This is a genomic window from Peribacillus sp. GL_122 (assembly GCF_057835005.1).
On sequence record NZ_CM174415.1, the window covers coordinates 3,473,551 to 3,499,045 of the forward strand.

Genomic DNA, 25,495 nt, shown 5'->3' on the forward strand with positions numbered 1-25,495 from the left:
ATTATATTAATGTCTTAATTGCCCACTAACACATTAAACGAACAAATAAAAAACATCCTCTCTTAATAGAAACGTGATAAAAAACAGTAAACTTTTCTATTACGATGTTATTCCTCAATCTTAAACCAAGGACCTGAAGCTTGAATTATATTCCAAAGTTTTTCAGGAAGCTCAAGCTCGCTTACTTTTGACGTCTTAATGGCTGTCTCAATTTCAGCTACTTTTCCAGTCTGAACCTTTTCTACCCAGTCTGGATTCATGATTAACGTATGACCAATCGCTGCTAGGGATAGACCCTTATCTAATGCTGTTGAAACGTCATCCGGAGTTACCATAGAACCAGCAGCCATTACAGGAACTCTGCCGTTTACATGTTCAACAATTAATTCAAGATATGTTTTTTCATCTTTACTATTTACGGGCTTTGAGGATAGGGCATTAGCCAACGAAGCATGTACATAATCAACATCTGCTTCAATAAGACGATTAATTAATTCATAGGTATCCTTCATTTTCAAACCGCCTTCTTGGTGTTCGTCAGGAGATATTCTGTATCCTAAAATAAACGGTTTTGTTGCACGGTTTTCAATCACCTTTTTCACTTCTTGAACGATTGCCAGTGGGAAACGCATGCGATTTTCTAATGATCCTCCCCATTGGTCTTCTCGTCTGTTGAAGTAAGGTGAGAAGAAGTTTTGCATTAAAAACCCATGAGCACCATGAAGTTCAACGCCATCAAAACCTGCTTCAATTGCTCTTCTTGTTGTTTCTCCAAATGCATGGATGATATCTAAAATTTCCTCGTGTGAAAGTTCTCTAGGCAAAACTGAAGGAGCAAATCCAGTAGCTTCAGTCTCTAAAGCGCTGGAACTAACAACCTCACCATTTGGAACATGATCTGGTAGGGCTTTGTTACCTGCATGGAAAATTTGAAGGACCGCAGGAGCTCCGCCACTTTTCGCGGCCTCAGCTAATTTACGTAAGCCCGGCATAAATTTATCGTCATAAGCTGCGAATTCATTTGTAAAACCGATCCCGTTTGGAGTCACATGTGTACAACCTGTAATCACAAGTCCTACTCCGTTTACTCTTTTTTTGTAATAGGTTAATTCCTCATTTGAAACCGTGTAATCATCATTACTGGACCAAGTTGTCATTGGTGCCATAACCACTCTATTATTAAGGGTAATCCCGTTTTTAAATGTAAAAGATTTAAATAAGTTGCTATATTTTTCGTTCATTTTTTAACCTCTTTCTGAATTGATCAAACATTGTTAGTTTGTCGTATTTTGTAAAGGGTGATTAACCCTTCATGTATTTTAAATGGTGCAAGAATAGGTTAATCCCTAGAGAGCACTCTAACGCAAGTTTTTTTTTATTTTTACTTTCGATAAAAACACGATGTAGAAAGTTGTCTGTACGAGGTTTATCCAAAAGATGCAAATGAAAAAACACCTGGCTCCTTAATTTCTAAGAGAAACAGTCTCCTACTTCATTTTCATAAAAATTTATTTTATTATCCAAATGCTCTAAACTTTGACGAATCTTCTCCAATTCTTCCACTACTTTTTTGCGATGCTTTTTAAGCAGAGCTAACCTTTCCTCCATTGTTTTATCCCCCATATGCCCCCACATGGCAAATCGTTTCATGTCTTTTAGTGACATCCCTGTATTTTTTAGGTGGAGCAAGGATTCAATCCATAATTTATTTTCATCCGAGTAGATTCTGACATTGTTATCGTCTCTATTTACTTTTATTAACCCTTCTTTTTCATAAAACCTCAATGTATGTTCGCTTAACCCAACTATTTTAGAAAATTCCCCAATAGAATATGTCAATATAACCGCCTCCATTAAATCTGATATGTCTATTTCTTCTTTCTTTTTTAATTTGTGACATAAAGAAAGAATAATACTTAGAGCTTACTCTAAGTCAAAAAATTGTAATTCTTCTGCATATGACGATTAACGATCTTTTAGATTTACTTCGTTAAAAAATTTTAAAAAGGAGACATAAAGAGTAGAATAAAAAAAAGCCACTTATTTATTAAGGGTTCCGTTTTGAAGTGGTTTTTCGAATTTATAAACAAAAATGACAGATGTTTTGACTTCGTTATTGGCATTTTAAAAAAGCAAACTCACCGAAGTTTTGGTGAGTTTGCTTTTTATAGCTATCCGGTTCTTTATGCAACTAAACTGCCCCTTTAGTTCCATAAGATAAAGCTGCCTTAAGACAAGACAGCTTCGATCTTAAGCTAACGCACGTTGAATGGCTATTCAAGTAATAACTCGGACTTAAATACGATTACAGCATTTCCCGCAATCCTTACTTCCTCTGGTTCCTGATTACAAATTTTCACTTGAACATCAATGACACCCGCCCGGTTTATAGCTTCGCCCTGCACTGCTTTAAAACTAAATAAAGTATTATCATGTTTGACAAGTCCATGGTGTATTAAGTATGCGCCTAAAGGGCCGTTCGCATTACCTGTAACAGGGTCTTCGTTAATACCAATTGCTGGAGCAAACATTCTTCCATGAATTAAGATTTCAGAGTAGGGAGCATTCATCGTAAACACATAGAAACCATTGCAATTAATTAATCCACTGACTTTTGTTAGTAAATCCATATTAGGGTTTAATCGGTGAAGAAGTTCCGAATTTTTAATTCCAATCATCACCTTGGAATGCCCGGTAGAAACGATTTGTACGGGACAATCTTCTAATAAATCATTTTCACTAATATTGAAAGCTGTAAATATGTTTTCTAAAGCTAGACCATCAATCACCGCATCAAAACTTATACTCCCCTGCGTCATTATAATTTTGTAATCATTATCTTCATTAATCACATCGACTGGTAAAATGCCGGCACCAGTTTTATGAAAAACTTTACCTGTATTTAAACTATTTTCAACTGCACGAGCATAGTGAGCAGCAATCGTCGCATGTCCACAGATGGGAACCTCATGAGTAGGCGTAAAAAAACGAATATGTACATCAGATTCGCTATTGTCTGATTTAAATATAAATGCCGTTTCCGAATTGTTAAGCTCTCTAGCAATCCTCTGCATCTCACCTGAAGATAAACCATCTGCATTTGTAATTACACCAGCAGGATTACCTGATAATTTTTCTTTCGTAAATGAATCAATTTGATATAATCGGTACTTTCTTGCCATGCCATTTCCCACCTTTAATATAGTGAATTTCCGGTCCTTTATACTATCTATAATTCTTATTATATTAATAATTACCCCATTAGCTCCAAAAAAAAAAGAGTGATCGTCACAGCTCTTTAAAGAACTATTGCACCTGTTAGTTCCCTAATGAAAAGGTTGCTTCAGCAACCTCCCTTATTGATGTAAAGCACGCCTTAGCTTAACAAACAATTTAATGATGTGAATTATTTACCTTGTACCTTTTTCCAAGCGAAAACCCAGCAGCTAATAAAGATACTATCGCTAAACCAACTCCAATAATCATAGAATAGTCGAAATAATTTTTAAGTGCCATACCACTAGAAATAGCTACAATAAACAAAAGTAAAAAGAAAATCGTATAATTCTTTTTCATAATTCCTCACCACCTTTATGATATTACAAAAAAAAGCAAATAAATTGTTGAACTAACCTGTGCCTATAGTTAAGGGGGTTTAACTTCATTTTTCGAATGTACGATAATGGGAAGTATCATACATTAAGAAAGCCGTCAATTGGCGGCCTTCTCATGGCGCTAACGCACCCTTTAGTTTAAGTACAATGTTTCACAAACCTACTCAATTATCACTTCATTTATTACATGAATGCTGCCCGTCTATATGAGAGCAAGAGATGACTCTTCCACAAATTCTGTTTATTCTCTTGCTCCAGCTTATATATATCTTGATGATTTCACTCAAAAGAATGCAAGACATCGCTTCTCTTTCTCTCCTCAACCACCAACAAAGAATGATACGGAGTCTTACTCGGAATATTTGAATGCCCATCATGAATTTGATCAAAGAAACAAGTATATCGAAGGACTTGATGTAACAATAATAATACAATAAAAAACAATATAAATTTATTGTAAAACGATAAATCATATGATAAAATCATGTTGTCATTAAATAAGTGAGGTATTTAAAATGAATGTTAAACGAGGTTCAACCACTTTCTTAAAGGTAATTATTTTTCTGGTTGGAATTGCAGTTCTTGCATTGTGCATATTTTTGGTGCCTAAGATCGGGAATTTTGCTGGGGAATTGTATCCAGATATTGCTTATATGAAATCTCTCGTTTTAATCGATATGTACGTGGCAGCGATTCCTTTTTATTTCGCTCTTTATCAAGCTTTTAAACTTTTAAGCTATATTGATAAGAACCAAGCGTTCTCGGAATTATCGGTAAAGGCTTTAAAGAATATAAAGCACTGTGCCATCACGATCAGTACCTTGTACCTGTTAGGTATGCCACTCTACTATCTCATGGCGAAAAGAGTTGACCCTCCAAGTTTCATACCAATCGGATTGGTCATTATTTTCGCCTCAATGGTGATCGCCGTTTTTGCTGCTGTTCTCCAAAGACTTTTACAAGAAGCTATTAATATAAAATCAGAAAATGATTTAACGATCTGAGGTGAATATCATGGCGATTATCATCAATATTGATGTGATGTTGGCAAAAAGGAAAATGAGCGTAACAGTACTTTCGGAGAGGGTTGGAATTACTATGGCGAATCTCTCCATTCTGAAAAATGGAAAAGCAAAAGCGGTTCGTTATTCTACATTAGAAGCGATATGTAAGACTTTGGATTGTCAGCCAGGTGATATTTTGGAGTACAAGGGCAACGAAGACACTCAATGAAACAGACAACAACTTTCTTCAACCAACGGGATTAGATAGTGAAATTAAGATGAAGGGATAGCTATTAAGCTATCCCTTCTCTGCGTTTATAATTGATATTTAATTAGAGAATTGCATTGATATTAGTGACAAAAAATGTGATGTGATTTGCATTGTTTGCACCTCAAAAGGGAAGCCGTTAGCCGCAGCCATCCCTTCTTTAATATAAGCACCCGTTAATTTAGATAAGATAAAAACAAAAAGGCTTATATTCCAAAGTGTATCATGTATTTATTTTCCTCTTTAGCCTGAAATATTTTAGAAGCTAACTCATTAAGTTCAGCAGATTTTTTATACATCGTTGAAGATGTAATCACATCATAAAACATTGATAAAGAATCAGGTGGAATAATTGTAATTCCCCAGTAAGCTAACCCAAACTCTGTGCGTTCAAGCGAATGAAAGTAGGTTCTCATAATAGATAAATGCTCATTTAAGTGATTAATAATTTCATCATCAACAGAAATACATTTATATTTTTGTGGTTCATAAGCAATATTTCTTTTCAGATTTTCGATATTATCAATTATTCCAAAATCATGAACAGGCATTATTATCGACCTCCTGATACATAGTATAATGCTTATTGCACTAAACTGCCCCGTTAGTTAATAAAGGGTACTTTTTTACTTTAATTTGTATGTATGATTTTGTTAAGAATCGTAATTTTAGATTACAGGAACTCTTTAACCCATATTTTCCAACAAAAAAAACCTGAATATGACCGATCTTGGCCAAATTTAGGGTTTTGTTCGTTTGGTAACTTCCGTTAATTAGATGTTATGTCGACTGGGGTTGTATTGATTTTTCATTTTAAATTAATCTCTCAAAGTATGATAAAAGTTATACTAGATACTAATATAAAAGTTACTAATAAGAATATTGCAATACTATACTTAGACCTCTTTGGAGCACTTTTAGCATTTAAGAAAAATATGGTTAATATTATCATGATTATTAAAAAAAATTGTTGTGCAGAAGACATACAAACCCTCCTTATCTTGGTGTTACGATTTAACGAATGCGAATAATGGTTGTTTTGAGAAGAAACTCCACCTTCGAGAAAGTGTTCTTTTACGTATGGTAGCAAGAATGCTATACCGCCCATTCCGGAATATATGCTAAGAAAAATTCCAATATTAAAAGTCGATTTCTAGAACTAATGCACCCTTTAGTTTAAGTGTAATTCTTCACAATATTGTTGTTGGAAAAAGCGATCTCCATCTTGAAGGATTGCACGATATTTAATAATAATCAATAACCTTTTGTGCACAGGGTTGCAAAATAACCTGTTTGAGGACGGAACAGGCAGCCGTAGCCCACCGCTATGGCTTTTTTTTCTTTCAAGTTTTTTTGGCTGTACTTTCTGCCTTTCTCATCACCCATTACAAACAGAGTACGTGCATAATAAATTCCCGTTTGGCTTGCCCGTACTGCCACTCAAACGTAGTCTCCTTATCCTCGTCGTAGTATTTTTTATATACTCGATGGAGTCTTTCCTTGGATGTTTAGCTACATAATCCGGCTCCTGAAAAATAAACATATACTGAATGATACTTTTGACCAGATTAGAAAGGAGAAATCAGCTTTGACAAAATATCGAATCATGTCCTTTGATGGAGGCGGCACCTTAGGTGCTTTAAGTTTACAACTTTTGAACAGACTGGCTCAGCAAAACCCAAAATTAATTAGTCGAACCAATGTTTTTTCGGGAAATTCAATCGGTTCATTCACTGCCCTTGCGTTAGCAAGTGGAAGATCGCCGAAGGAGACACTCCAGTTTTTTAAGGATAAAATCCTGCCGGCATTCAGCGTTTCCCGACCAGGCGGACCTGTTTTTAACCAACAATTACCATATTCCAGTTTCATTAAAGCGGTACAAACATTTTTTCCACCAGATCTTCTCCTCAAAGACTTAAAAAGACGAATTGTTGTCCCTGCATTTCATTTATTCTCACCTGAGCTGAATCGTTGGACTCCTGTGTTATTCCACAACTTTCCTGGCTCTCCCTATTTAAATGAGAAAGCGAGTGATGTAATACTACGGAGCAGTGGTGCTCCCGCGACGCAACGAGCCTATCAAAACTACGTGGATGGGTATACAGTAGCAACTAACCCCAGTACAGCCAGTATCGCGTTTGCAGTGGGGAAAGCCAAACAGCCGTTGGATCAAATTGCGGTATTATCCATTGGAACAGGTGAAGAGCCGACTCAATTAAGAAGAGATACGAAGGGGTGGGGGATGGTGAGTGCAGATAACATACGCCCCGAAAATATGAAGAACCTTCCCCCAAATTGGGGAGTTCTTTGGGACCGATCGCCCAATGAACCCTTACTGCCATTTCTTCAGATAGTCGCTAGTGGATCCGGCTACTATGAATCCATGGTCAGTTCTCAGCTTCTAGGAAATCGTTTTTTTCGGTTAAATCCACGGATCCCTAATTTATCCAAAACGGACCCTTCTGTGGTTCCCACTGTCATTTCAATTGCTAACAAAACAAATTTACAACCTGCAGTTCAATTTATAGAGAAAAACTGGAATTAATAAAATTATCCCATAAATCTGATTGAATTTTTGTTTTTATTGCAAGCATTTGGATTTTTTATAAAAAAACAGCCAGAACCTGGCTGTTTTTATTTATTTATTCAGTTCTTCTTCAACTATACTGCCCCGATAGTTGCATAAAGAAAAAGCTGCCTTAAAGACAACTCCGATCGATCTTCAACTAAAGCACCCGTTAGTTCTATAAGAAAAAGGCTGCAAACGCAACCTTCCTTATTGAGAACCTGTTAGGTGAAAATGGATTGTACTTTTAAAGCAACTTCTTTCGGTTTAACGTCAAGGAGTGATAGTTTTTCTATATCTACCCATATTGGCAAATATGTACCTCTATCTCTATTTTCATTGGTGTATTCTTACCTTGTCCAGTACCAAAAGTTCCTTCGATAATTTCAGCTAAGAAAAAGTAATGTGTGCCGTTAAACTCAACCTTTGCAAAGCACTCATTAACGTTGACTTTTACACCTAATTCCTCAAAGGCTTCTCTTTTTGCCCCTGTTTCAGGATTTTCACCTTCTTCAATTCCACCACCAGGAAAAACATAGTAAACAGAACCGTTCCTAATTCTTTTAATCAGTCCAACCATGTTATTTTCTACAAGCACAACCGAACCTCTATCTCTCACACATTACCCTCCCTTATTGCATGCACTTTATTGAATTAACCTGCCCCCAAAAAAAAAACTGCCTTAAAGACAGCTCCGATCTTCAGCTAACGCAACCGTTAGTTATATAAGGCTTAGTGTATAGTTGACACAAACTGTGCAATAGGAGGAGAAAGCCTCTGACGGGATTCGGTAAGCATAGGCTATGGATGAACACGCTTCCCTACGGATATTCACCGGCATGATTTACACCTGCCTCAGATTATTTGCTTTTCGGAGCTTCTGAAACCCTTACCTTGCGACCCGGTGGCTTCAATGTGGTTCCTGTGCTCTTCCCTTCTAGAGCTACAGATGAGTTTTAATTTCACTTAATCACTGTCTTAATTTATTTTAAATTCTATGTATATAACTCTTAACAATATCAAAACCTATGACTAGCAACACATTACATTCATAGGAGCTGACAACATGGCTAGAAATAACAACAGTAATCAATTAGTAGTTAATGGTGCAGAGCAAGCTCTAGAACAAATGAAATACGAAATCGCTAGTGAATTCGGTGTTACACTTGGCGCTGATACAACATCTCGTGCAAACGGATCTGTTGGTGGAGAAATTACAAAACGTTTAGTGCAAATGGCTGAACAACAATTAGGCGGAAGAACTCGTTAATCGAAATCATATGTAATGTTAGGGATAGTGATTGGACTATCCCTATTTATAATTTTACAAATTTTTAAAAAAAGAAATAGAAACATCAGTAGCTGTTATTTTGCTACGTCACAGTACGAATACACTGTGTTTGTGGAACTAACCTGCCCCGTTAGAGTTCAATAAGAAAGATGCCAAAGCAACACCCTGTTATTGAAGTAAAGCACCCTTTAGTTCTATAAGAAAAGCGATTCTTATTAAAGAATCGCGCCCTATTACGGAAGATTAATTTAATATATTTATAAGGATTAAGTAAATATAATTTACTTTGTTAAAATTAATCTTTATATCATCACCAACTCCTAGCAAGCAGTCTTGCCGGTCTTTAACCGGAGCAAAAATCATTACATATTCGTCATCTTCACCTGCTACTTCAGACTTACTAAAAATGGGTTCAACTTTTTCACCAGCTGATTTTAAAAATACACCAGATTTTTTATACTCAACACTATAACCGTGTTCTTTACCATGTTTCCTTGAATTAAGGAGTTTATGTTCCAGTTTGCTTAATACTTTGTATTTCAACCCACTCTCATCTGTTAGGAGTTTCGTGTCAGATTTAGTAACGACAATTCTTGTTTCTAATGGTGAAAACTCTACCCTTTTAATCTTGTATGTTTTATTTTCCGAAATTGAATTCCTTATTTATTTTTACTGTTACTCTTTCTAGGATTGCCGTTTGATCAAGCATGAAACCGAGTGGCCATATTGTTTTTACTTTACGAGTCTCGTGGTCATCATATATTGTTAAATTTTTTTATTTCTAAACGAATATCTTGTCCTTCATATTCTTTTATTGATTCAAACTGCAACTTCAGCTATGAATCATATCTTTAAAATTGCAAAGGACCGATTTTTGCTTCTACATGCTTTACAATTTCTGCTGAATGAACCAGTTCCGCAGCTGTACGCATGTCTTTGTATAAAATTCTGTCCTGCTCAAGGCGAGGCACATATTTTCTAAACAAATCGCAGGCTGCAGTCGTTCCTGTTCCAGGCTGTAACGGCTGATGGAATTCAATCCCCTGGCAGCTGCACATCCATTCGATCCCAATCACTTTTTCAGTATTGGCGATTACTTTCAGTGCCTTTAAAGCTGCAGATGTCCCCATGCTTACATGATCTTCCTGACCCCCGGTTGTCGGAATGGAATCCACAGACGACGGATGTGAATAAACCTTATTGTTAGAAACCAATGACGCCGCGACATATTGAGGAATCATATAGCCCGAGTTAAGCCCACTTTGCTCGATCAAATACGGGGGCAGCTCGCTATGCTGAGGCGAGACGAGTCTAAAAATCCTTCGTTCAGAAATATTGGCCAATTCAGATAGAGAGATTGCCAGAAAGTCCATGGCTAAGGCTATCGCTTCTCCATGACAATTGGAAGAGGATATCGCTCTTGCACCCTCTTGATCATCAAACACCAACGGATTATCTGAGGCTGAATTCATTTCTCTCTCCACAATCGTCCGAACGTAATCAACAGCGTCTTTACAAGCTCCATGCACTTGTGGAATGGATCTAATACTAAGAGCATCTTGTGTGCGGTAATCTTTAAATTTTTCCGTGATCTCACTGTTTTCTATCAGCTTATGAATATTATCAGTTGTCTTTTTTTGTCCAGGATGACGTTTTACTTTACTAATTTTGGGATCAAAGGCATAGTATGTACCTTTCAGCGCCTCAAAACTGATTATCGAAACAATGTCTGCCGCCTTAAGAACATTAATGGCATCATAAACGGCCAGAGCGCCAATTGCAGTCATATCTACCGTGCCATTAATCAAAGAAAGCCCTTCCTTTTCATGCAGTTCGATTGGCTTGATTCCGGCCTTCTTCAAAGCCGTCTCGCCATCTGTTAGTACGCCCTGATTATAGGCCTCACCCATACCCAAAAGGACCAAACTGATATGTGCCTGATGATTTAAGTAACCTAGGGAACCTTCTCGAGGGACGAATGGTATGACATCTTTATTCACCATCTCTGCTAATCTCTCTACCGTTTCAAGTCTTACACCAGAATAACCAAGGGATAAATTTTTGATCATCATCACCATAATTGCCCTTACTATTTCCTTCTCCAACGGATCGCCCATACCGCAAGCATGACTCATAATTATATTTTTTTGCAATTCTCTCGAATCAGAGGCTGAAATTTTTATTTTTGAATTCTCTCCTACTCCGGTCGTAATTCCGTATATGACTCGCTCTTCCTCGACAAAACGCTCGACTATATCCCTTCCTTGGCTAATTCTTTTCTTTACACTCATAGACAGCTCCAAAGGGGCATGATGCCTTGCTACTGAAATCAAATCCCCGATACTAAAATCATCTTCAGTTATCATTACTTTTTCTTGTGTTTTCATAATAAACTCATCTCCTATATTGTGTAGCTTGACAAAACATTAACTTTTATAATGTTTAAGCCTTTGGATTAGTAAAATTTCGCAACGAGACCTCTCTTTCGAGAATTGGAGAGGTACTCCTTTTTTCATGTCAATTAATCTTCTTATGGTTCAAGGGGTTTAAGTTTGAATTTGAATTACTTGCTTCATTAAAAGGATTACTTGCCTCGCTTAAAGAGAGTGACTTTGTCTCCGGTGCCCAGGCAATCGAAATGATAGTACCAATTAACAGAATAGCCGTCATTCCAATCATCGAGGCATCCAACCCTATAGTGTTCATACTAAGGGGCAGGAGGAATGTCCCGATAGCAGAACCAATTCGGCTGAACGCTGTCACAAAACCAACCCCAGATGCGCGAATTTCGGTTGGGAAAAGTTCGGCCGGATATGTTAGCGTAAGATTTGAATTTGCTGATAATATAAAAGTAAAAGCCAGAAAAATCGGAATTACTAAAAGTTTAGGTTCGTGAAAAATGCTAAGCATAAGCAAGCAGACAGTCAGGATTGCAAACGTACTAATCGTGAAACCTCTTCGAGAAAATTTCTCCATAAGCCAAAGACCAGCAACCGAACCCAAGATTAGGAATATGTTTAACCACAAGTCTACAGTGAAGTTTTCTGCTAAACCCATACTTTTTAAGATAGACGGTAGGAATGTGTAGATGGCAAAGTACGGAATGACAATACAGACATAAAATAGACTTCCAAAAGCTGTTCGCTTCCTAAATTTTTTGTTAAAAAGAGCACGAAAGCCATTTTTATTTTGAGTCTCAATAATAGTTTCGTCGATTTCCGCATTAGGCCCGATATACTTCTTTACGATATGGCGTGCTTCATCAATACGTCCCATGCTGATGAGCCATTGTGGTGATTCAGGCGTTCCGATTCGCAGTAGCAGCACAATGAATGCAGGGATTGCAGCACTAGCAAGCATCCAACGCCATGATTCCGGACCAGCTTGTCCTAAATAATATCCGACAATGGTTGCAGAGACGTAACCAACCGTCCAGAGCACATTTAGAGAAGCCAGTAAGAACCCCCTATACTTTCTAGGCGCGAACTCGGCAAGTAAAGTCGATCCGACTGCATAATCGCCTCCGAGAGCAAAACCTATCAGTAACCGCAAAATTAACAACTCTACGGGACCATCCACAAATAGTTGCAGCAACGAAGCTATAGTGACCAATAAAAAGTTAAGCAGGAATATTTTCTGTCTGCCTATGCGGTCAGATAACCCTCCAAGTACTAGACTACCGAAAAAGAGTCCGATCAAAGCAGAACTTCCAATTAGTCCTACCCACATCGAATTGAGTTCCATTTGTGGGCTAAGGAGAGTAAGAGCCACTCCTATAATCCCAAGAGCATACCCATCAGAGAAATTTGAGCCAAAAGTAAGCGCTGTAATTTTCATATGGAACTTGTTAAGTGGAGCGTCATCCATCTTAAATTTTTGTTCGGTCATAAGCGTCTTTCCCCTTTTCAATATTTGATTTTTGGGACACTTCCTACTTCTCTAGTTTAGAGAAGGAAAGCGATTGAAAACAGACGTCTATTTTTTGAATTTTTCTAATTTTTTTCGAATTTAAAGTGTAATGTAAAACGCTTACATTTGAAAACTATAATTATTTTAGATTTCTATACTTTTTTACGATTTCTAAATGAACGGGGGGTTGTACCGGTTTTTTCCTTAAAAATTTTGCTAAAGTAATTTGCATTTATAAATCCTGTTTTATTTGCTACATCTTGAATCGAGAGTTTTGTATCTATCAATAGACGCTGCGCTTCGTTTATCCGTGTCTTTGTTAATAGCTGTCGGAACGAGCTTCCTTGTTTTTTTGTTAAGAGCGAGCTAAAATACGCTGCGCTTCTGTTTACTTGGTTCGCAACGTCCTCAAGCCTTAGCTCAGGGTTAGTAAAATTCTCCTCAATGTACCGGATGGCCTGCTCAATCACATTTGTACGAGCGTTTTCTTGATTGTTATTTGCCCGATCAAGAACTTCATATAAGAACAGCAATAACTCCTGGACGATCCGATATAGAATCGGATTGTATAGGATGGATTCAAATACTTGATGATAACGTCTCTCAAGCATCCCTTCGTCAAGGTAAAATGACTTCATGAAGCGTCGGACTTGGGCTAATAAGCTTGTTAACCGGGTTCGCAATAAACCTGGCTCGGGATAGGGATCTTCCTTATTCAAAAATTCTTTATACATCCACTGCTTAATTTTGTCCCTGTCACCTTCGTTCAGCATGTCAATCCATTCGCGCTGTTCAGACGGGGTTAAAAACGGATCGATCATAACCCAGTTCACCTTATCCTCAATGACCGAAAGCTGCCGATATCCTTTGAAAAAACGAATTTCTAGCGCTTGCTTCGCATGAAGATATTTTTCATTTAACGAAAGCAACGGGTCATTAGTATCATATAAAACTAGTGACATGGGCTCCGAAAACTGCTCTTCCCATTCGGTTAGAATCCGATTGCCTATGTGCTTTAATTGTTTGAGTGGCTGTGGCTGCTGGTTATCGAATGAAAAAACAGAAACGATCATGTCGCTTAGCGGCAATACAACCGGTCGGTTCTTAAATGGATATTCTTGTAAAAAAGATAGCAGTATAGGTTGTTTCTTCGAATTTTCCAACTGCATCAGCATTAATCGGAAATTGGCGCCTAACGTTTCTTGATGCACGAATAGAGAACTGTAAGATACGGAAGGAACCTCAATTTGAGCCGATGGCTCTCGTTTCTCCTCAGTTTTTGAAACGGCCTTGCAGCACTGGGTTAATACTCGTTTGATATGGTCAGGCGACTGAGGTTTTACCCATAGATCATAGGCATGAAGCTCGATGCCTTGAAGCGCACGTTCAAATGTGGCTTCAGCCGTCATGACGATGACCTTTTGTATGTACCGTTTGGTCAGCTCCTTAAAGCTGTCCCACGTATCCTTTGGAATCATATCGAGTTCAATACAAACAACATCTGGTACTTCGGCCTCTATTAGATGAAATACCTCAGATACTGAGCCTGCTAATAGAATGTGATCAAATGGAATCGAAAACGAAGAAACTAGCCAGCCAATCCCTGTTCGTTCATTTTGATCGCGATCAGCAATTAACAATTTAACCATACAGGTACTCCCTTAATGATAGATTTCTTCTTATTAATTATCGCCAAACCAAGCTTATTTTCATCACTACAGTGTCTATCAGATTAAGGGTTCTGGTGCTATCATTACATGAATGCTGTACTGTTAGTACGAATTTAAGCACGATTAAAAGTTCCCTTCATACTCTATAATTACCAGACAGGTCTTAACCTCGATGATAGTTTATCTTCATTTTCTTCATAAACTAATTTTGTTAAATCTTCTTTGAGCATTTGCAGGCGTTCAGCACCTATGATTTCAATCCAACGTTGCTCAATCTCAGTTAGTATCTTCTCTTTTGCTTTCACTACTAACCAACCTCGTTCGGTCAAAACAATAATTTTTCCTCTCTTATCAGTGGGATGAGCTTTGCGCATTACATAGCCACTTTTCTCAAGATAATCCACCATTTTACTCACAGCTTGCTTTGTAATTCCTAGATATTCGGCTAGTTCTATACCTGTTGCTCCATTGGGAGTGATGCATTTAAACATAAAACCATGTGCAGGTCTAATATCTCCAAATCCAAATTCACTCAATCTGTCATGTAATTCATTAATTGATGTACTAAAGGATAATGATAAAAGTGATGTAAGATCCAATTCACTAAATACTTCATGATTCATACATAAAACCTCCTTAAATAAAGTCAATCAGGTTGACTTTATTTAAAATTCATTGTACTATACGCAATGTAGTCAATCAAGTTGACTATAGTTTAATTATAAAAGAAATAGGATTCACCGAAACAAAATTAATACATTATGGAGGGTTCTCATGGCTAACATCGTTAAAATTAGAGCAAGTGTATTTGCACCGTATGCTTGGTTGGAACCTATTAAAGATCCTGCAACAGAAAAGATATTCGAATACACTGGTGATGCACGTGAATTTACACCAAACGCTGTAAACACTATGCGGTCAAGATTAGAGCAAGAAGTGATTATTGATTTTTATAAAAAAGAAATTTTCACATATACAAATGCTTGTATCGTAACTGTAAAAGTTACAAATCCAGATGGTTCTATTGATTATAAAAAAGGAAAAACAAGTACAGAAAATATTGTATGTACTAATGTTGTGTGGGGCACTGATGAAGTTTCTTTTGAAATGAGGGCAAGTGCAAGCAATCCTTTAAATGCAGCAGCACCTGCGGCTGATTATTTATTAACTATACATGTTAACAAGAGTGGTGTTTCACAAATTGAAGGTGCACATGATGGGTTCCCCTGCTATGAATTTTATAAACAAATAGATTTTGGTCCATTTGAATTAATATATGCACATGATTTCAGAAAAACTGGTGACACTCCAGCAGCGCTAGCTGGGGAAATGGAATACAGTTTTAAAACGACAATCTAGATATAAATACTAAGTAGAAGTTTACAAGCAGCAAATATTAAAGGAAAAGCAATAATTTATACGAAAGAAATTGCGGCCTGTTTTGCTGAATGGCTCAAAGTTATGAATTACCCAAAATAAAATTAGAATTACAGAGGTGGTTCTTATGACTAACATTGTTAAAGTTAGAGCAAGTGTATTTATTCCAATATCTTGGACTGAACCTAAGAAGGATACTCAAACAGGAAACGTGATTCAATTCGAAGGTGACTCACGTGAATTTACACCATATGCTGTAAACGCTATGCGTTCCAGAATTGAACAAGAAGTAGTTGTAGATTTTTATAAAAAAGAAATCTTCACATTTGCGAATACTGGCATAACAACAGAAAGAATCACAACTCCTGATGGTTCCGTTAATAAAAAAACAGGAAAAGCTAGTACGGAAGGTATTTTGTGCACTGATGTTGTATGGAGGTCAGATGACGTCAAATTTCAAATGAGTGCTAGTGCTAGCAACCCATTAAATGTATATGCACCTCCCGTTGATTATCTATTAACTATACATGTCAAAAAAGATGGTACTATCGATATTCAAGGTGCACATGACGGATTCCCTTGTTATGAATTTTATAAGCAAGTAAACTTTGGTCTGTTTGAAAAGATTCATACACATGACTTCAGAGAAACTGGTGATACAGCTGAAGCTCTAGGTGGAGACATGGAATATAGTTTTAAAAAGATATTGTAAAGACAATAGGATTCCCTTTTTAGTGAATAAATATATAACAACATAAGAGCGAGTAACAGGAGGAAAAGAGAATGACAACAGTTTTATTTGTAAAAGCAAACAATCGCCCCGCAAACCAAGCGGTGAGTGTGAAATTATATGAGGCTTTTTTAGCAAGCTATAAAGAATCACATCCAAATGATACAGTGGTAGAACTTGATTTATACAAGGAAGAGTTGCCATATGTAGGAGCAGATATGATTAACGGTACATTTAAGGCTAGTAGAGGACTTGATTTAACAGCAGAAGAAGCAAAAGCAGTAACTGTTGCTGATAAATATTTAGAACAATTCCTTGCAGCTGATAAAGTTGTGTTTGGATTCCCATTATGGAACTTAACAATTCCGGCTGTACTACACACATATATTGATTATTTAAACCGCGCAGGCAAAACATTTAAATATACGCCAGAAGGTCCAGTAGGTCTGATTGGAGATAAGAAAATTGTATTATTAAACGCAAGTGGCGGTGTATATTCTGAAGGACCAAAAGCTGAAGTAGAAATGGCTGTTAAATATGTAGCAAGTATGATGAGCTTCTTCGGTGTAAAAAATATAGAGAAAGTAGTGATTGAAGGTCACAATCAATTCTCAGATAAAGCAGAAGAAATTATTGCTGCAGGGCTTGAAAAAGCTGTTAAAATAGCAAGTACGTTCTAATTAATACAAAACTTGTCACTCAATATAGCAGTACCAACACTTTTATAGCGGTGGTACTGCTTTTTTATTCGCTTATCTTGCTACTTTTGGAGGAGTTAGAACCCAATTGATGTAATAATTCCATTTTAATCTTATAAAACGATAGAAAGAAGGATTACATTACAATGAAAAGTTGATGGACAAAATATATATAAACTTGATTTCCTTCTTAAACTATTCTGTCCTTTAGCTTAAGTACAATCCTTCAAAATCTCACCAACAAATATCGAATTTTCTTTTAAAATGATCTTCCACAATCTGGCCCGATTGCTGAACAAAAGTAAAAAAGCAAACATTTCATAAATAAGTTATTATTTGTTCTAAAACTAGTATTTTTCTGTTTGGTGATAATTAAATGTATTTACACGATAATTATTTCATTGGAACTACTAAGCAAAATATTTGAATAGTCTGAAAATTATTGGTATAATAGAAAAAAGGTAAAGGAGTTGGTTTCCTATGGAAAAGAATTTGGCTAATACAACACCACAACCTGAAATAAACGTCATGGATTCTGAATTTGCTGAAATGGTGTTAAACAAATCCCTTCTTAATTTCCGAAAAGAGCAAATCCGAAAAGAGATTGACCAGTCATTACAGGATCAAAACAAAGAAGAATTCCTACGATTAACAGAGGAATTGAAAAACATTTCTTAAAATGTTGTTTATAAAATGAACTTAACATATTTGTAACTTTAAGAAGTACGCCAAAACGCCAATCCCATATCTATAAGGGATTGGCGTTTATTTGATTTTTATCGATTAAGCACGATATTATAAATAGGTTATTATTTGTTCCAAAACTCGTCCTTTTCTGAACACACCACTGTTCGTTATGAAAAGGACGTTTTTTATTGCCTTTCTCGTAACAAAACTCTGTTCATTATTCTATGTTTAATAACCTATCTCTTTTTATAAAAATAAGAAAGAGTGATTTGAGTATAATTGATTATTTTTTTGTGCCTTAATCAACTAACGCACCCGTTAGTTCGATAAGAAAAGCGAACCTTATTCAAGAATCGCGCCCTTTAATTGAATAACTAAAATCTGACCTCACTTATAAAATCACTTAATTCTTACTACAGATTCGTACCTACTAATAATACGATATTAAACTGTAAGACTCTAAAAACAAAAGCACTGACTACACACTGCTTTTGTTTACGTATGATATATCTTGTTCTTATGAGTATTTCTTGAAAGATTCTATTATTAGTAATTCGCATAAATCTTCATAACTTATTTGATTAGCATGGGCTTCTTTAGGTAATAAACTAGTTTGCGTCATACCAGGAAGAGAATTCGCTTCAATACAATAAATTACATTATCCTGATCAACAATAAAGTCAATTCTAGAATAGACTTTTAATCCTAATAAATTATGTACTTTTAACGCCGTGTTTTGTAATTCTTCAGCTAGCCTATTTGGAATATTTGCAGGAGATATTTCTTCACTTGCACCTACTTGATACTTACTTTGGTAATCGAAGAAACCTTTCTTAGGAATAATTTCTATAACAGGTAAAGCAGCATTTCCAATTATGCCAACAGAAAACTCTCTACCATCTATTTTTTCTTCAATTAGAATAGTATTTGAAATGTCCTTTATTTCTTCTAATGCTTTATGAAGTTCATCAGAATTATTAAGAATTATCACTCCTATACTAGAACCGTTGTCATTTGGCTTGAAAACTACTGGATAATTAATTTCTGGTAATTCTTTATCGAAATCATAAATATCCCATTTTGGCGTTTTTATCCCATTAAAAGCCATTAATTCTTTTGAAATTACTTTATTCATCGCTAATAGACTGCCCTCATAGGAACTACCAGTATATTGAATACCGTATATATCGAATAAGGCCTGTAATTGTCCATTTTCACCAATTCCACCATGAAGAGCAAGGAAGCAAATATCGGCATCTTGACAAATTTCTAACACATTAGGACCAATTAAAGACTTTTGATTATTTTGCTGTTTTCGTAATACTTCCAAATTAGGTTTTTCTTTAGGCACATTATAAGTATATGTTTCTTTTCTATATTTTTTATAAGCTGATTCAAAATCAGAAACATCTTGTAAACCTTTATAAATATCTAGTATTAATACATCATGATTTTTTGAAACTAAAGCGTTAGAAATTTGAGCACCAGAAGCAAGAGAAACATCCCTTTCATCACTTAATCCGCCTGCTAATACAACTATTCTCATTTTTTCCCTCCTATGACGATTATTTACTATTAATTAAATAGTTTCACCTCATTCATTATATATTAAGAATGGAAATGGAAAAAGTTTCATAAACTCTTATGTCTTATTTCGGATAAACTTTGCACCAGTCCTTCTTGAACTATCTTGCCCTGATAGTTCCATAAAGAAAAAGCTGCCTTAAAGACAGCTCTGATCTTCAGCTAACGCACCCTTTAGTTTAAGTACACTTCTTCACAAACTTGTCCTTTTTCACATTTCTTTAATTACAGGAATGCTGCCCCATTAGTTGCATAAGGGGTCTTGCCGCATGCCCATCAAGTTAAAATTTCTTTATACCCTAAAACAAAAAAAGCTATCTTCAGCAGCATTTACAGAAAGAATAGCTTATTTTTTCGTTATGGATATAATCCTTTTTCTTAGCTTGATGGCGATAGGCGGTACCCCAATAAACAGGCAAATTCGTCTGAAAATTTCTTCGGTTTTTGGTTTAAAATAGGAATAATGTAAGATAAATCTATTTTATTTGTATGATAAAGTAGAATAGTAGGAAAATAAATCGAAGGATGTGGTATTATTTGATGTTAAATGTAAAAAAAATGTCGTTTGTTGTTTTTATTTGTTTCATGTTTTTTATACCAAATTCAATCTATGCTCAAGAAATTTTACACAATGGAAGTCAAGGACAAGCAGTTTATGACTTACAAGAAAATTTAAAGAAAATGGGTTACTTTAACAGTCAACCAACAGGGTATTATGGTTCAATTACTGATCATGCAGTGAAACAACTTCAACTAGATTCTGGAATATTACCAGATGGAGTTTTTGGATTCCAAACACAACAAAAATTAAATAGTATTGAAATGATGGCCAGGGTTGTTTATGGAGAAGCTCGAGGAGAAACTTATGAAGGAAAAGTAGCTGTCGCTGCAGTAATTTTGAACCGAATGTCAACGCCAGGTTTTCCTAAAAATACTTACGATGTTATTTTCCAGACAAATGCTTTTACAGCTGTACATGATGGGCAATATTATTTGACCCCAAATAGCTATTCTTATCGAGCTGTTATTGATGCATTACAAGGTTGGGATCCTACTCATGGTTCTGTTTATTATTATAATCCGTTCTCGGCAACAGATGAATGGATTTTCACAAGGAAAACAGTCATTAGAATAGGCAACCACTTATTTGCAAAGTAAAACTAATCTACATACATATTGAGGAATGATATTTTTATAGTTTCGTATTATAAATATCCCATTAACTATGTCGTGTGGTATAGTTGAAAGGTCGGGCAGTATTTGCCCGACCTTTTTGGTGACACCCCCATAAGAAAAAACTGCCTTAAAGACAGCCCTATCTTCAGCTAACGCACCCGATAGTTTAAGGACAATATTTCACAAACTATCTTGTGGAATAAAAAAGACGACCTTCATCTTGAAAAAAGCCTGGGATATTGATAAAAAATGAAAAATTAGAATCCATTTTCCACTAACCATTTCATAATACTTTCTTCTCTTCCCTTAATATCGTCATGCTGCGCATCGTATTTACGCATTTTCTTCTGTGCCACAATATTTCCATCTACCATAAACAATACTCTTTCGGTTTTTGCTGCCACCTTTGCATCATGCGTAACGAGCATTATGGTTGTCCCTTTTTTATTAATCTCTGCAAGAATTGACATAATCTCTTCTGTCGATTTGGAATCTAATGATCCGGTCGGTTCGTCTCCAAATATGATATCCGGATCATTTATCAATGCTCTGCATATGCCGACTCTCTGCAGCTGTCCACCAGATGCCTGGGTGATATTATTATCTGCAAGATTTTTAATTCCTGTCATTTCTAACAGTTTTTTTGCTTTTTGATGTACCGCATTTTTATCCGCATCTTTTGATACAAGAGCAGGAAACATAACATTGTCAATCACTGACAGATACTTTAAAAGATTAATATCCTGAAAGATAAATCCCATGTTATTCAGTCGAATCTTTGCCAGTTCTTCTTCTTTTAGTCTGCCGATTTCGCGGCCTTTAAATTTCACACTACCAGAAGTCATTCTATCCATACCGCTTACATTATATAGCAGTGTTGATTTCCCGCTTCCGGATGGCCCCATGACCGATACGAATTCACCTTCTTCTATCTCCAAGCTTACATCTTTTAAGATATCAAGCTCATTATCTTTTCCTAATTCTACTTTTTTGTTCATACTTCTTGCTTCTAATATAGTGCTCATAAATATTCCTCCAATGTCAAACATTTAATCACAGTCTATATCCACAGAGGCACCCCAGAATCGCCTTATTTTTCAAGAATCTGCATTCTTTTCTGCATCGGTGCCTTCACGCAGGAGACCTCTTCTACCTTCGCAGTTACGCCTCCTGCCCGGACCTTTTTCAGCCGTTCTAACTTCTTAAAACTGCTGATAAATCATCTTCTACTGTTACCTTACAGCACACAGATATAGTAAATCCAACTACTACAATCAGCGCTAACGGACATAGCAGCCAAGTCTGCCATGCAACATGAACCAATTCAATTTTTGCAGCTCCCATAGAGGACATGGCCATACTTACAAGAAACTCCCCTAAATAATTAGAAGCCAACACTCCAAATATGATTCCCAATATCAGTACCATCAAAGTTCCTGACATATATTGATGACTAACATTTTTAGAAGTTAATCCCACACTTCGCATGATTGCAATCTGAGACATATCCTTTGACAATATCATCTTAAGGAATAATGCAGTTATCAATACTGCAATGATTACTGCAATTGCGATTCCGCCTATAACAATTGTGCTCATCTGATCAATAAGATTTCCCAGAGTCTGTTGGGTATATTCCTTGATATCATTTACCTGCGCAGAATCATAGGTATTCTGGTAGTAGTCCATTTTCTCACGAATATCAACGCCTGGAGCCACATCCATGCTCACAATATACCAAAGAACGGTCTCTTCATTTAAACCAAGACTGGTATGCGCCTTTGCTGTTTTCCCGCCATTTGTAATATCTTGATAAATTCCCGTTACTTTCAAAGTCTTTTCTGTCCCGGCAACCTTTACGACTACCTCATCTCCCACTTTCTTGATTAATCCATCTTTTGACGAATTGGCATAGGAAAGTGAGATTTCCCCTTCACCCTGCGGTGCTCTTCCTTCCAGATATTTTAATGGAAATACTGAAAAATCTCCGGTTTCAATAGTAATATAGTCCCAGGAACCTGCCGCATTTTTGACCTGGTAGGAACATGTGATGTAGGCCGCATACTTTTCAATATCATAATCATTTTTCAGCTCTTCCTGCAGCTTTTTAAAATCTTCTGTAATCGTATCTGTCCTTCGAAGATCGATTCTCATGTCGGATTTTCCTATTCCCATGTATGTGGAAAATTCCGGTGAATTCATGGTGTTATAAATATTTATGGGAAGTATGACAATAAACGTACATACGATAAAAATAAAGAACAGTAACCTGTATAATTTGAATCGTTTCCATACATCCCTTAGTCCCATGTAAATATTGGTGCTGAAGAATTTGTTCTTAAGCAGTGGAAAACTGTATTTTCGGTTCTTTCCACGGTCCATGATACCTGAACGCAATGCTTCCACCGCAGAAATCTTATCGATTCTTTTCAGTACATTCTTGCAGTAAATCACAATCATAAAATATACAAATAATGGAGCGATAAAAGATAGTACATATTTTAAGTTTCCTGATAAATCCGAAGAAAGGTAAAGTCTCATATTACCGTTAAACAGATTTACTGCTGCAAAGGAAAGCAGATAGCCTATGATACCTGCTGCTACTGACATGACTCTGTATTTATTAAGATAAACCTTCTTTATAGCCTTTTTGGATATTCCGATTGCTTTCATCACACCGATTTCTCTTAAATCTTCATCAATCGTTGCCAGAAACGTAAGTCTGATACAGAGCGAAGCGATAATAATCAGCAGAATACTGATAAGTATAATAATCATTGCAACTGCCGCATCTGACATGGCATTAAACAACAGAAATACCTTTCCTCCGACTGTAGGACCGTTTGCTGGAAGTCCTTCTTCGATATATGCCGTCTGAAGTCCTTGAGAATCCCCGTTTTCATGCAGTTTGAATTCGATCAGATATTCAGTTCCCCTGCCTGCCTTAAAAGCATTTCATTATAGTCTGCCTGATTAATCACAAACCGTTTCGAAGAAGTAAGGGAAGAGTTCATCTCAAAATCTCTTGCATAATCTGAAATGACAAACCCTTTCTCATACTCTCCGCTTTTCACCGTAATCGTATCACCTATTTTTAAGTCATATTGCTGCATGAAATAGATGGGAACCGCCACTTCCCCTTCTGTTACATCCAGCTTTTCATTATCCAGATCCAATATAAAATCAAAATTTTTATTCTGTACGACAAATGAAATATCCTGTATAGTTCCAGCCATCGTTTGATTTTGGTCAAAATGAATATTACTTCCATCAAAAGTCAAAAGAACCATCGTCTCCTGCATCGCTATATTCTCACGGTGTTCTTCCGTAAATTGATCGATTTCTTCCTGGTCATATTCCCCGGAATGCATCTGCGTAATATCAGCTGGGACTGCACTTTCCTGAAGTTCCGACATCGACTGAATCAGATTGGCAATGATATTTGTTGCACTAGCTGCCAAAATAACTGCCATAGTTATAAATACAAATACTGATATATTTAAAATTTTATTCCTGATGAAATCATTCTTTACAATTTTTAAAAACAAAATTTTTCCTCCTTCCTACATAGATAATATTTTTTCTATTTCTATAACTTTTTCATTTCCAAAACAAGTACTAAGCAAGAATGACAAAATCAACGTTAAACATATAAAAAGATATTTATTAATACTCACTCTTTCCTCTGCTAAACCCAGTATCTTTTACTACTTCAATTGGGTATACTAAAATCCTTTATGGTTTACAAAAATTAGATATTCATTTACATTCCTTCTTCAACTAAACTGCACCGTTAGCATAATAAAAAAGAACTGACGATCGATACACACTCATTAAATAAAACGCTTTCCACTTATTTAAATATAACAATTTAATGGAAATCTTTGATACATCTTAAGGCTGAATTTTCCATATAACTTTAGATGTAGATTTCGACAGTTATTATTTTCTTATTAAGCTAACCTGCCACGTTAGCTTAATAAGAAAAAGCCACCAAGAATCTTTGGCAGCTGGATCTTCAACTCTTGCACCTTTTAGTTGAACAAGGCTCAAAAAAATATTCACCTAGCATTTTATTAAAAGGAAATATGAATCTCCGACTGACCACTTCTCATATCTACCCAAGGTTTAACTATCCCCCAGTCGAGATCTATTTGATTTTTTATTCCTAACTGCTCACCCAATAGTCCTATTAACCATCGCCTATGTTTCTTTTTATTTTATGCCTTTTAGTGAATATCCAAGTAGCCAATCTTTGAGTAAGACTACATACTTAAATATGACCATTGAACCTTTTGAACTCCCTCAGTATGATAGCTTTGATCAAAATCGATATTAACTCTCTCTAAAAAAGAACAGAAAAAGAGCGTGTTTCAAGCGGTGTCCGTTTTACTCCTCAAGGCGAGTACCTTGCTGCTTGTGCTGAGGAAACTCTTAAGTATTATCTTTATAACACCAGAAAATTCTTCAGGAATCAAATAGTTATCAAGCAGCAAAAGAGACAATTGAACACTTGTCACTAATAAATTAAAATATGAGGACCCTTGCGACCAAAAACTTCCAAATATCATAATATACTATTATATTCACCCAATAGAAAACAGGTGAATTTCGTACAAGTTATATGTATCAACGGAATTGTAATTACACCCAAATAATTCACGGATAGAAATCCTAGTTCTGCAACTTTCGAATTGGTCAAAACATTATATGAAAAGCAAAACTTATCGCTAATTACTAATACAGTAAAGATATTAAATGAGTTTGGCGACTCTCGTCATCAAATTATCAACTCCATTGTTTTTAAAGAACTTCAATCATAAATCACCCAATTAGTTCAATATCTATCTCCTTAAACTTTTGAATTATATTTGATGTTTTCCTATTTTCCGTACCCATTTGCTTATAAACAATATTAAGT

General features: G+C 36.0%; 24 protein-coding genes and 1 pseudogene. 9 read left to right on the plus strand and 16 right to left on the minus strand.

Going from position 1 to position 25,495, the window contains the following annotated elements:
- Positions 1-107 precede the first annotated feature (107 nt).
- The 4 genes from AC3ISB_RS16740 to AC3ISB_RS16755 all read right to left on the minus strand — a co-directional run bounded on the left by AC3ISB_RS16740 (position 108) and on the right by AC3ISB_RS16755 (position 3,576).
- Positions 108-1,241 (minus strand): NADH-dependent flavin oxidoreductase, encoded by a 1,134-nt coding sequence (locus AC3ISB_RS16740; protein ID WP_489273739.1) that lies wholly within the window; start codon positions 1,239-1,241, stop codon positions 108-110.
- A 229-nt stretch (positions 1,242-1,470) separates the two neighbouring features.
- Positions 1,471-1,839 carry a MerR family transcriptional regulator gene (locus tag AC3ISB_RS16745; RefSeq protein ID WP_098371712.1) on the minus strand — a complete coding sequence of 123 codons (369 nt, stop codon included), beginning with the start codon at positions 1,837-1,839 and terminating at the stop codon, positions 1,471-1,473.
- 434 nt (positions 1,840-2,273) lie between these two features.
- Positions 2,274-3,182, minus strand: coding sequence for a PhzF family isomerase (locus tag AC3ISB_RS16750; RefSeq protein WP_141993446.1), 909 nt, complete (start codon positions 3,180-3,182; stop codon positions 2,274-2,276).
- Positions 3,183-3,393: 211 nt separating this feature from the next.
- Positions 3,394-3,576, minus strand: a complete 183-nt coding sequence (locus AC3ISB_RS16755) for a hypothetical protein (RefSeq protein WP_489273740.1) — start codon at positions 3,574-3,576, stop codon at positions 3,394-3,396.
- Positions 3,577-4,129: 553 nt separating this feature from the next.
- Between AC3ISB_RS16755 and AC3ISB_RS16760 the strand changes: the two genes are divergently transcribed.
- Positions 4,130-4,618 (plus strand): DUF2975 domain-containing protein, encoded by a 489-nt coding sequence (locus AC3ISB_RS16760; RefSeq protein WP_141993448.1) that lies wholly within the window; start codon positions 4,130-4,132, stop codon positions 4,616-4,618.
- Positions 4,619-4,628: 10 nt separating this feature from the next.
- Complete coding sequence (locus tag AC3ISB_RS16765) at positions 4,629-4,847, plus strand: helix-turn-helix domain-containing protein (RefSeq protein ID WP_489273741.1); 219 nt, start codon at positions 4,629-4,631, stop codon at positions 4,845-4,847.
- Positions 4,848-5,092: 245 nt separating this feature from the next.
- On the opposite strand, the gene AC3ISB_RS16770 is transcribed toward AC3ISB_RS16765, so the two are convergent.
- Positions 5,093-5,437, minus strand: a complete 345-nt coding sequence (locus tag AC3ISB_RS16770) for a short-chain dehydrogenase (RefSeq protein WP_098371707.1) — start codon at positions 5,435-5,437, stop codon at positions 5,093-5,095.
- Between the two features lie 703 nt (positions 5,438-6,140).
- Positions 6,141-6,326: a hypothetical protein gene (locus AC3ISB_RS16775; protein ID WP_098371705.1), complete on the minus strand. Its 186-nt coding sequence runs from the start codon at positions 6,324-6,326 to the stop codon at positions 6,141-6,143.
- Between the two features lie 148 nt (positions 6,327-6,474).
- On the opposite strand from AC3ISB_RS16775, the gene cotR reads away from it, so the two are divergent.
- Positions 6,475-7,431, plus strand: a complete 957-nt coding sequence (gene cotR / locus AC3ISB_RS16780) for a sporulation hydrolase CotR (RefSeq protein ID WP_489273742.1) — start codon at positions 6,475-6,477, stop codon at positions 7,429-7,431.
- 245 nt (positions 7,432-7,676) lie between these two features.
- On the opposite strand, the pseudogene AC3ISB_RS16785 reads toward cotR, so the two are convergent.
- Positions 7,677-8,032: pseudogene (locus tag AC3ISB_RS16785) on the minus strand (NUDIX hydrolase).
- Between the two features lie 486 nt (positions 8,033-8,518).
- On the opposite strand from AC3ISB_RS16785, the gene AC3ISB_RS16790 reads away from it, so the two are divergent.
- Positions 8,519-8,722, plus strand: coding sequence for an alpha/beta-type small acid-soluble spore protein (locus tag AC3ISB_RS16790; RefSeq protein WP_034304517.1), 204 nt, complete (start codon positions 8,519-8,521; stop codon positions 8,720-8,722).
- A 264-nt stretch (positions 8,723-8,986) separates the two neighbouring features.
- Here the strand turns inward: AC3ISB_RS16790 and AC3ISB_RS16795 are convergent, their stop codons facing one another.
- The 5 genes from AC3ISB_RS16795 to AC3ISB_RS16815 all read right to left on the minus strand — a co-directional run bounded on the left by AC3ISB_RS16795 (position 8,987) and on the right by AC3ISB_RS16815 (position 14,945).
- Positions 8,987-9,286, minus strand: a complete 300-nt coding sequence (locus AC3ISB_RS16795; protein WP_489273743.1) for a hypothetical protein — start codon at positions 9,284-9,286, stop codon at positions 8,987-8,989.
- 308 nt (positions 9,287-9,594) lie between these two features.
- Positions 9,595-11,130: a histidine ammonia-lyase gene (hutH, locus tag AC3ISB_RS16800; RefSeq protein ID WP_098371703.1), complete on the minus strand. Its 1,536-nt coding sequence runs from the start codon at positions 11,128-11,130 to the stop codon at positions 9,595-9,597.
- 130 nt (positions 11,131-11,260) lie between these two features.
- Positions 11,261-12,631, minus strand: a complete 1,371-nt coding sequence (locus AC3ISB_RS16805) for an MFS transporter (protein WP_098371702.1) — start codon at positions 12,629-12,631, stop codon at positions 11,261-11,263.
- Positions 12,632-12,804: 173 nt separating this feature from the next.
- Complete coding sequence (locus AC3ISB_RS16810; RefSeq protein WP_489273744.1) at positions 12,805-14,301, minus strand: helix-turn-helix domain-containing protein; 1,497 nt, start codon at positions 14,299-14,301, stop codon at positions 12,805-12,807.
- A 170-nt stretch (positions 14,302-14,471) separates the two neighbouring features.
- A complete protein-coding gene (locus tag AC3ISB_RS16815) occupies positions 14,472-14,945 on the minus strand; it encodes a MarR family winged helix-turn-helix transcriptional regulator (RefSeq protein WP_144529982.1) in 474 nt (157 codons plus the stop codon).
- A 151-nt stretch (positions 14,946-15,096) separates the two neighbouring features.
- Between AC3ISB_RS16815 and AC3ISB_RS16820 the strand changes: the two genes are divergently transcribed.
- The 4 genes from AC3ISB_RS16820 (at position 15,097) to AC3ISB_RS16835 (ending at position 17,805) form a co-directional block, all read left to right on the plus strand.
- The gene (locus AC3ISB_RS16820; RefSeq protein WP_489273745.1) at positions 15,097-15,681 is read left to right on the plus strand and encodes a DUF3238 domain-containing protein; all 585 of its coding nucleotides are present in this window, start codon (positions 15,097-15,099) and stop codon (positions 15,679-15,681) included.
- A gap of 145 nt (positions 15,682-15,826) precedes the next feature.
- Positions 15,827-16,411: a DUF3238 domain-containing protein gene (locus tag AC3ISB_RS16825; protein WP_489273746.1), complete on the plus strand. Its 585-nt coding sequence runs from the start codon at positions 15,827-15,829 to the stop codon at positions 16,409-16,411.
- A gap of 71 nt (positions 16,412-16,482) precedes the next feature.
- Positions 16,483-17,109, plus strand: coding sequence for an FMN-dependent NADH-azoreductase (locus tag AC3ISB_RS16830; RefSeq protein ID WP_489273747.1), 627 nt, complete (start codon positions 16,483-16,485; stop codon positions 17,107-17,109).
- A 498-nt stretch (positions 17,110-17,607) separates the two neighbouring features.
- On the plus strand, positions 17,608-17,805 hold the full coding sequence (locus AC3ISB_RS16835) for an IDEAL domain-containing protein (protein WP_098371696.1): 198 nt from the start codon (positions 17,608-17,610) through the stop codon (positions 17,803-17,805).
- 526 nt (positions 17,806-18,331) lie between these two features.
- On the opposite strand, the gene AC3ISB_RS16840 is transcribed toward AC3ISB_RS16835, so the two are convergent.
- On the minus strand, positions 18,332-19,360 hold the full coding sequence (locus AC3ISB_RS16840) for a D-alanine--D-alanine ligase family protein (RefSeq protein ID WP_489273748.1): 1,029 nt from the start codon (positions 19,358-19,360) through the stop codon (positions 18,332-18,334).
- Between the two features lie 578 nt (positions 19,361-19,938).
- Here AC3ISB_RS16840 and AC3ISB_RS16845 point away from each other — a divergent pair.
- Positions 19,939-20,556 (plus strand): cell wall hydrolase, encoded by a 618-nt coding sequence (locus tag AC3ISB_RS16845; RefSeq protein WP_377408626.1) that lies wholly within the window; start codon positions 19,939-19,941, stop codon positions 20,554-20,556.
- A gap of 275 nt (positions 20,557-20,831) precedes the next feature.
- Here the strand turns inward: AC3ISB_RS16845 and AC3ISB_RS16850 are convergent, their stop codons facing one another.
- The 3 genes from AC3ISB_RS16850 to AC3ISB_RS16860 form a co-directional block, all read right to left on the minus strand.
- Complete coding sequence (locus AC3ISB_RS16850; RefSeq protein ID WP_480338740.1) at positions 20,832-21,599, minus strand: ABC transporter ATP-binding protein; 768 nt, start codon at positions 21,597-21,599, stop codon at positions 20,832-20,834.
- 169 nt (positions 21,600-21,768) lie between these two features.
- Entirely contained in the window at positions 21,769-23,352 is a 1,584-nt protein-coding gene (locus tag AC3ISB_RS16855) for an FtsX-like permease family protein (RefSeq protein ID WP_489273749.1), read from the minus strand.
- Between the two features lie 140 nt (positions 23,353-23,492).
- Positions 23,493-24,122: a hypothetical protein gene (locus AC3ISB_RS16860; protein ID WP_489273750.1), complete on the minus strand. Its 630-nt coding sequence runs from the start codon at positions 24,120-24,122 to the stop codon at positions 23,493-23,495.
- Positions 24,123-25,495: the final 1,373 nt, after the last annotated feature.

Bases quoted from the DNA above. Each gene is read 5' to 3' on its own strand.
- AC3ISB_RS16815 (WP_144529982.1), bottom strand. From the start codon at position 14,945: ATGAATCATGAAGTATTTAGTGAATTGGATCTTACATCACTTTTATCA.
- AC3ISB_RS16845 (WP_377408626.1), top strand. From the start codon at position 19,939: ATGTTAAATGTAAAAAAAATGTCGTTTGTTGTTTTTATTTGTTTCATG.
- AC3ISB_RS16810 (WP_489273744.1), bottom strand. From the start codon at position 14,301: ATGGTTAAATTGTTAATTGCTGATCGCGATCAAAATGAACGAACAGGG.
- AC3ISB_RS16840 (WP_489273748.1), bottom strand. From the start codon at position 19,360: ATGAGAATAGTTGTATTAGCAGGCGGATTAAGTGATGAAAGGGATGTT.
- AC3ISB_RS16825 (WP_489273746.1), top strand. From the start codon at position 15,827: ATGACTAACATTGTTAAAGTTAGAGCAAGTGTATTTATTCCAATATCT.
- AC3ISB_RS16835 (WP_098371696.1), top strand. From the start codon at position 17,608: ATGGAAAAGAATTTGGCTAATACAACACCACAACCTGAAATAAACGTC.
- AC3ISB_RS16760 (WP_141993448.1), top strand. From the start codon at position 4,130: ATGAATGTTAAACGAGGTTCAACCACTTTCTTAAAGGTAATTATTTTT.
- AC3ISB_RS16765 (WP_489273741.1), top strand. From the start codon at position 4,629: ATGGCGATTATCATCAATATTGATGTGATGTTGGCAAAAAGGAAAATG.
- AC3ISB_RS16850 (WP_480338740.1), bottom strand. From the start codon at position 21,599: ATGAGCACTATATTAGAAGCAAGAAGTATGAACAAAAAAGTAGAATTA.
- AC3ISB_RS16790 (WP_034304517.1), top strand. From the start codon at position 8,519: ATGGCTAGAAATAACAACAGTAATCAATTAGTAGTTAATGGTGCAGAG.
- AC3ISB_RS16740 (WP_489273739.1), bottom strand. From the start codon at position 1,241: ATGAACGAAAAATATAGCAACTTATTTAAATCTTTTACATTTAAAAAC.
- hutH (WP_098371703.1), bottom strand. From the start codon at position 11,130: ATGAAAACACAAGAAAAAGTAATGATAACTGAAGATGATTTTAGTATC.
- AC3ISB_RS16755 (WP_489273740.1), bottom strand. From the start codon at position 3,576: ATGAAAAAGAATTATACGATTTTCTTTTTACTTTTGTTTATTGTAGCT.
- AC3ISB_RS16805 (WP_098371702.1), bottom strand. From the start codon at position 12,631: ATGACCGAACAAAAATTTAAGATGGATGACGCTCCACTTAACAAGTTC.
- AC3ISB_RS16750 (WP_141993446.1), bottom strand. From the start codon at position 3,182: ATGGCAAGAAAGTACCGATTATATCAAATTGATTCATTTACGAAAGAA.
- AC3ISB_RS16770 (WP_098371707.1), bottom strand. From the start codon at position 5,437: ATGCCTGTTCATGATTTTGGAATAATTGATAATATCGAAAATCTGAAA.
- AC3ISB_RS16820 (WP_489273745.1), top strand. From the start codon at position 15,097: ATGGCTAACATCGTTAAAATTAGAGCAAGTGTATTTGCACCGTATGCT.
- AC3ISB_RS16830 (WP_489273747.1), top strand. From the start codon at position 16,483: ATGACAACAGTTTTATTTGTAAAAGCAAACAATCGCCCCGCAAACCAA.
- AC3ISB_RS16855 (WP_489273749.1), bottom strand. From the start codon at position 23,352: ATGATTATTATACTTATCAGTATTCTGCTGATTATTATCGCTTCGCTC.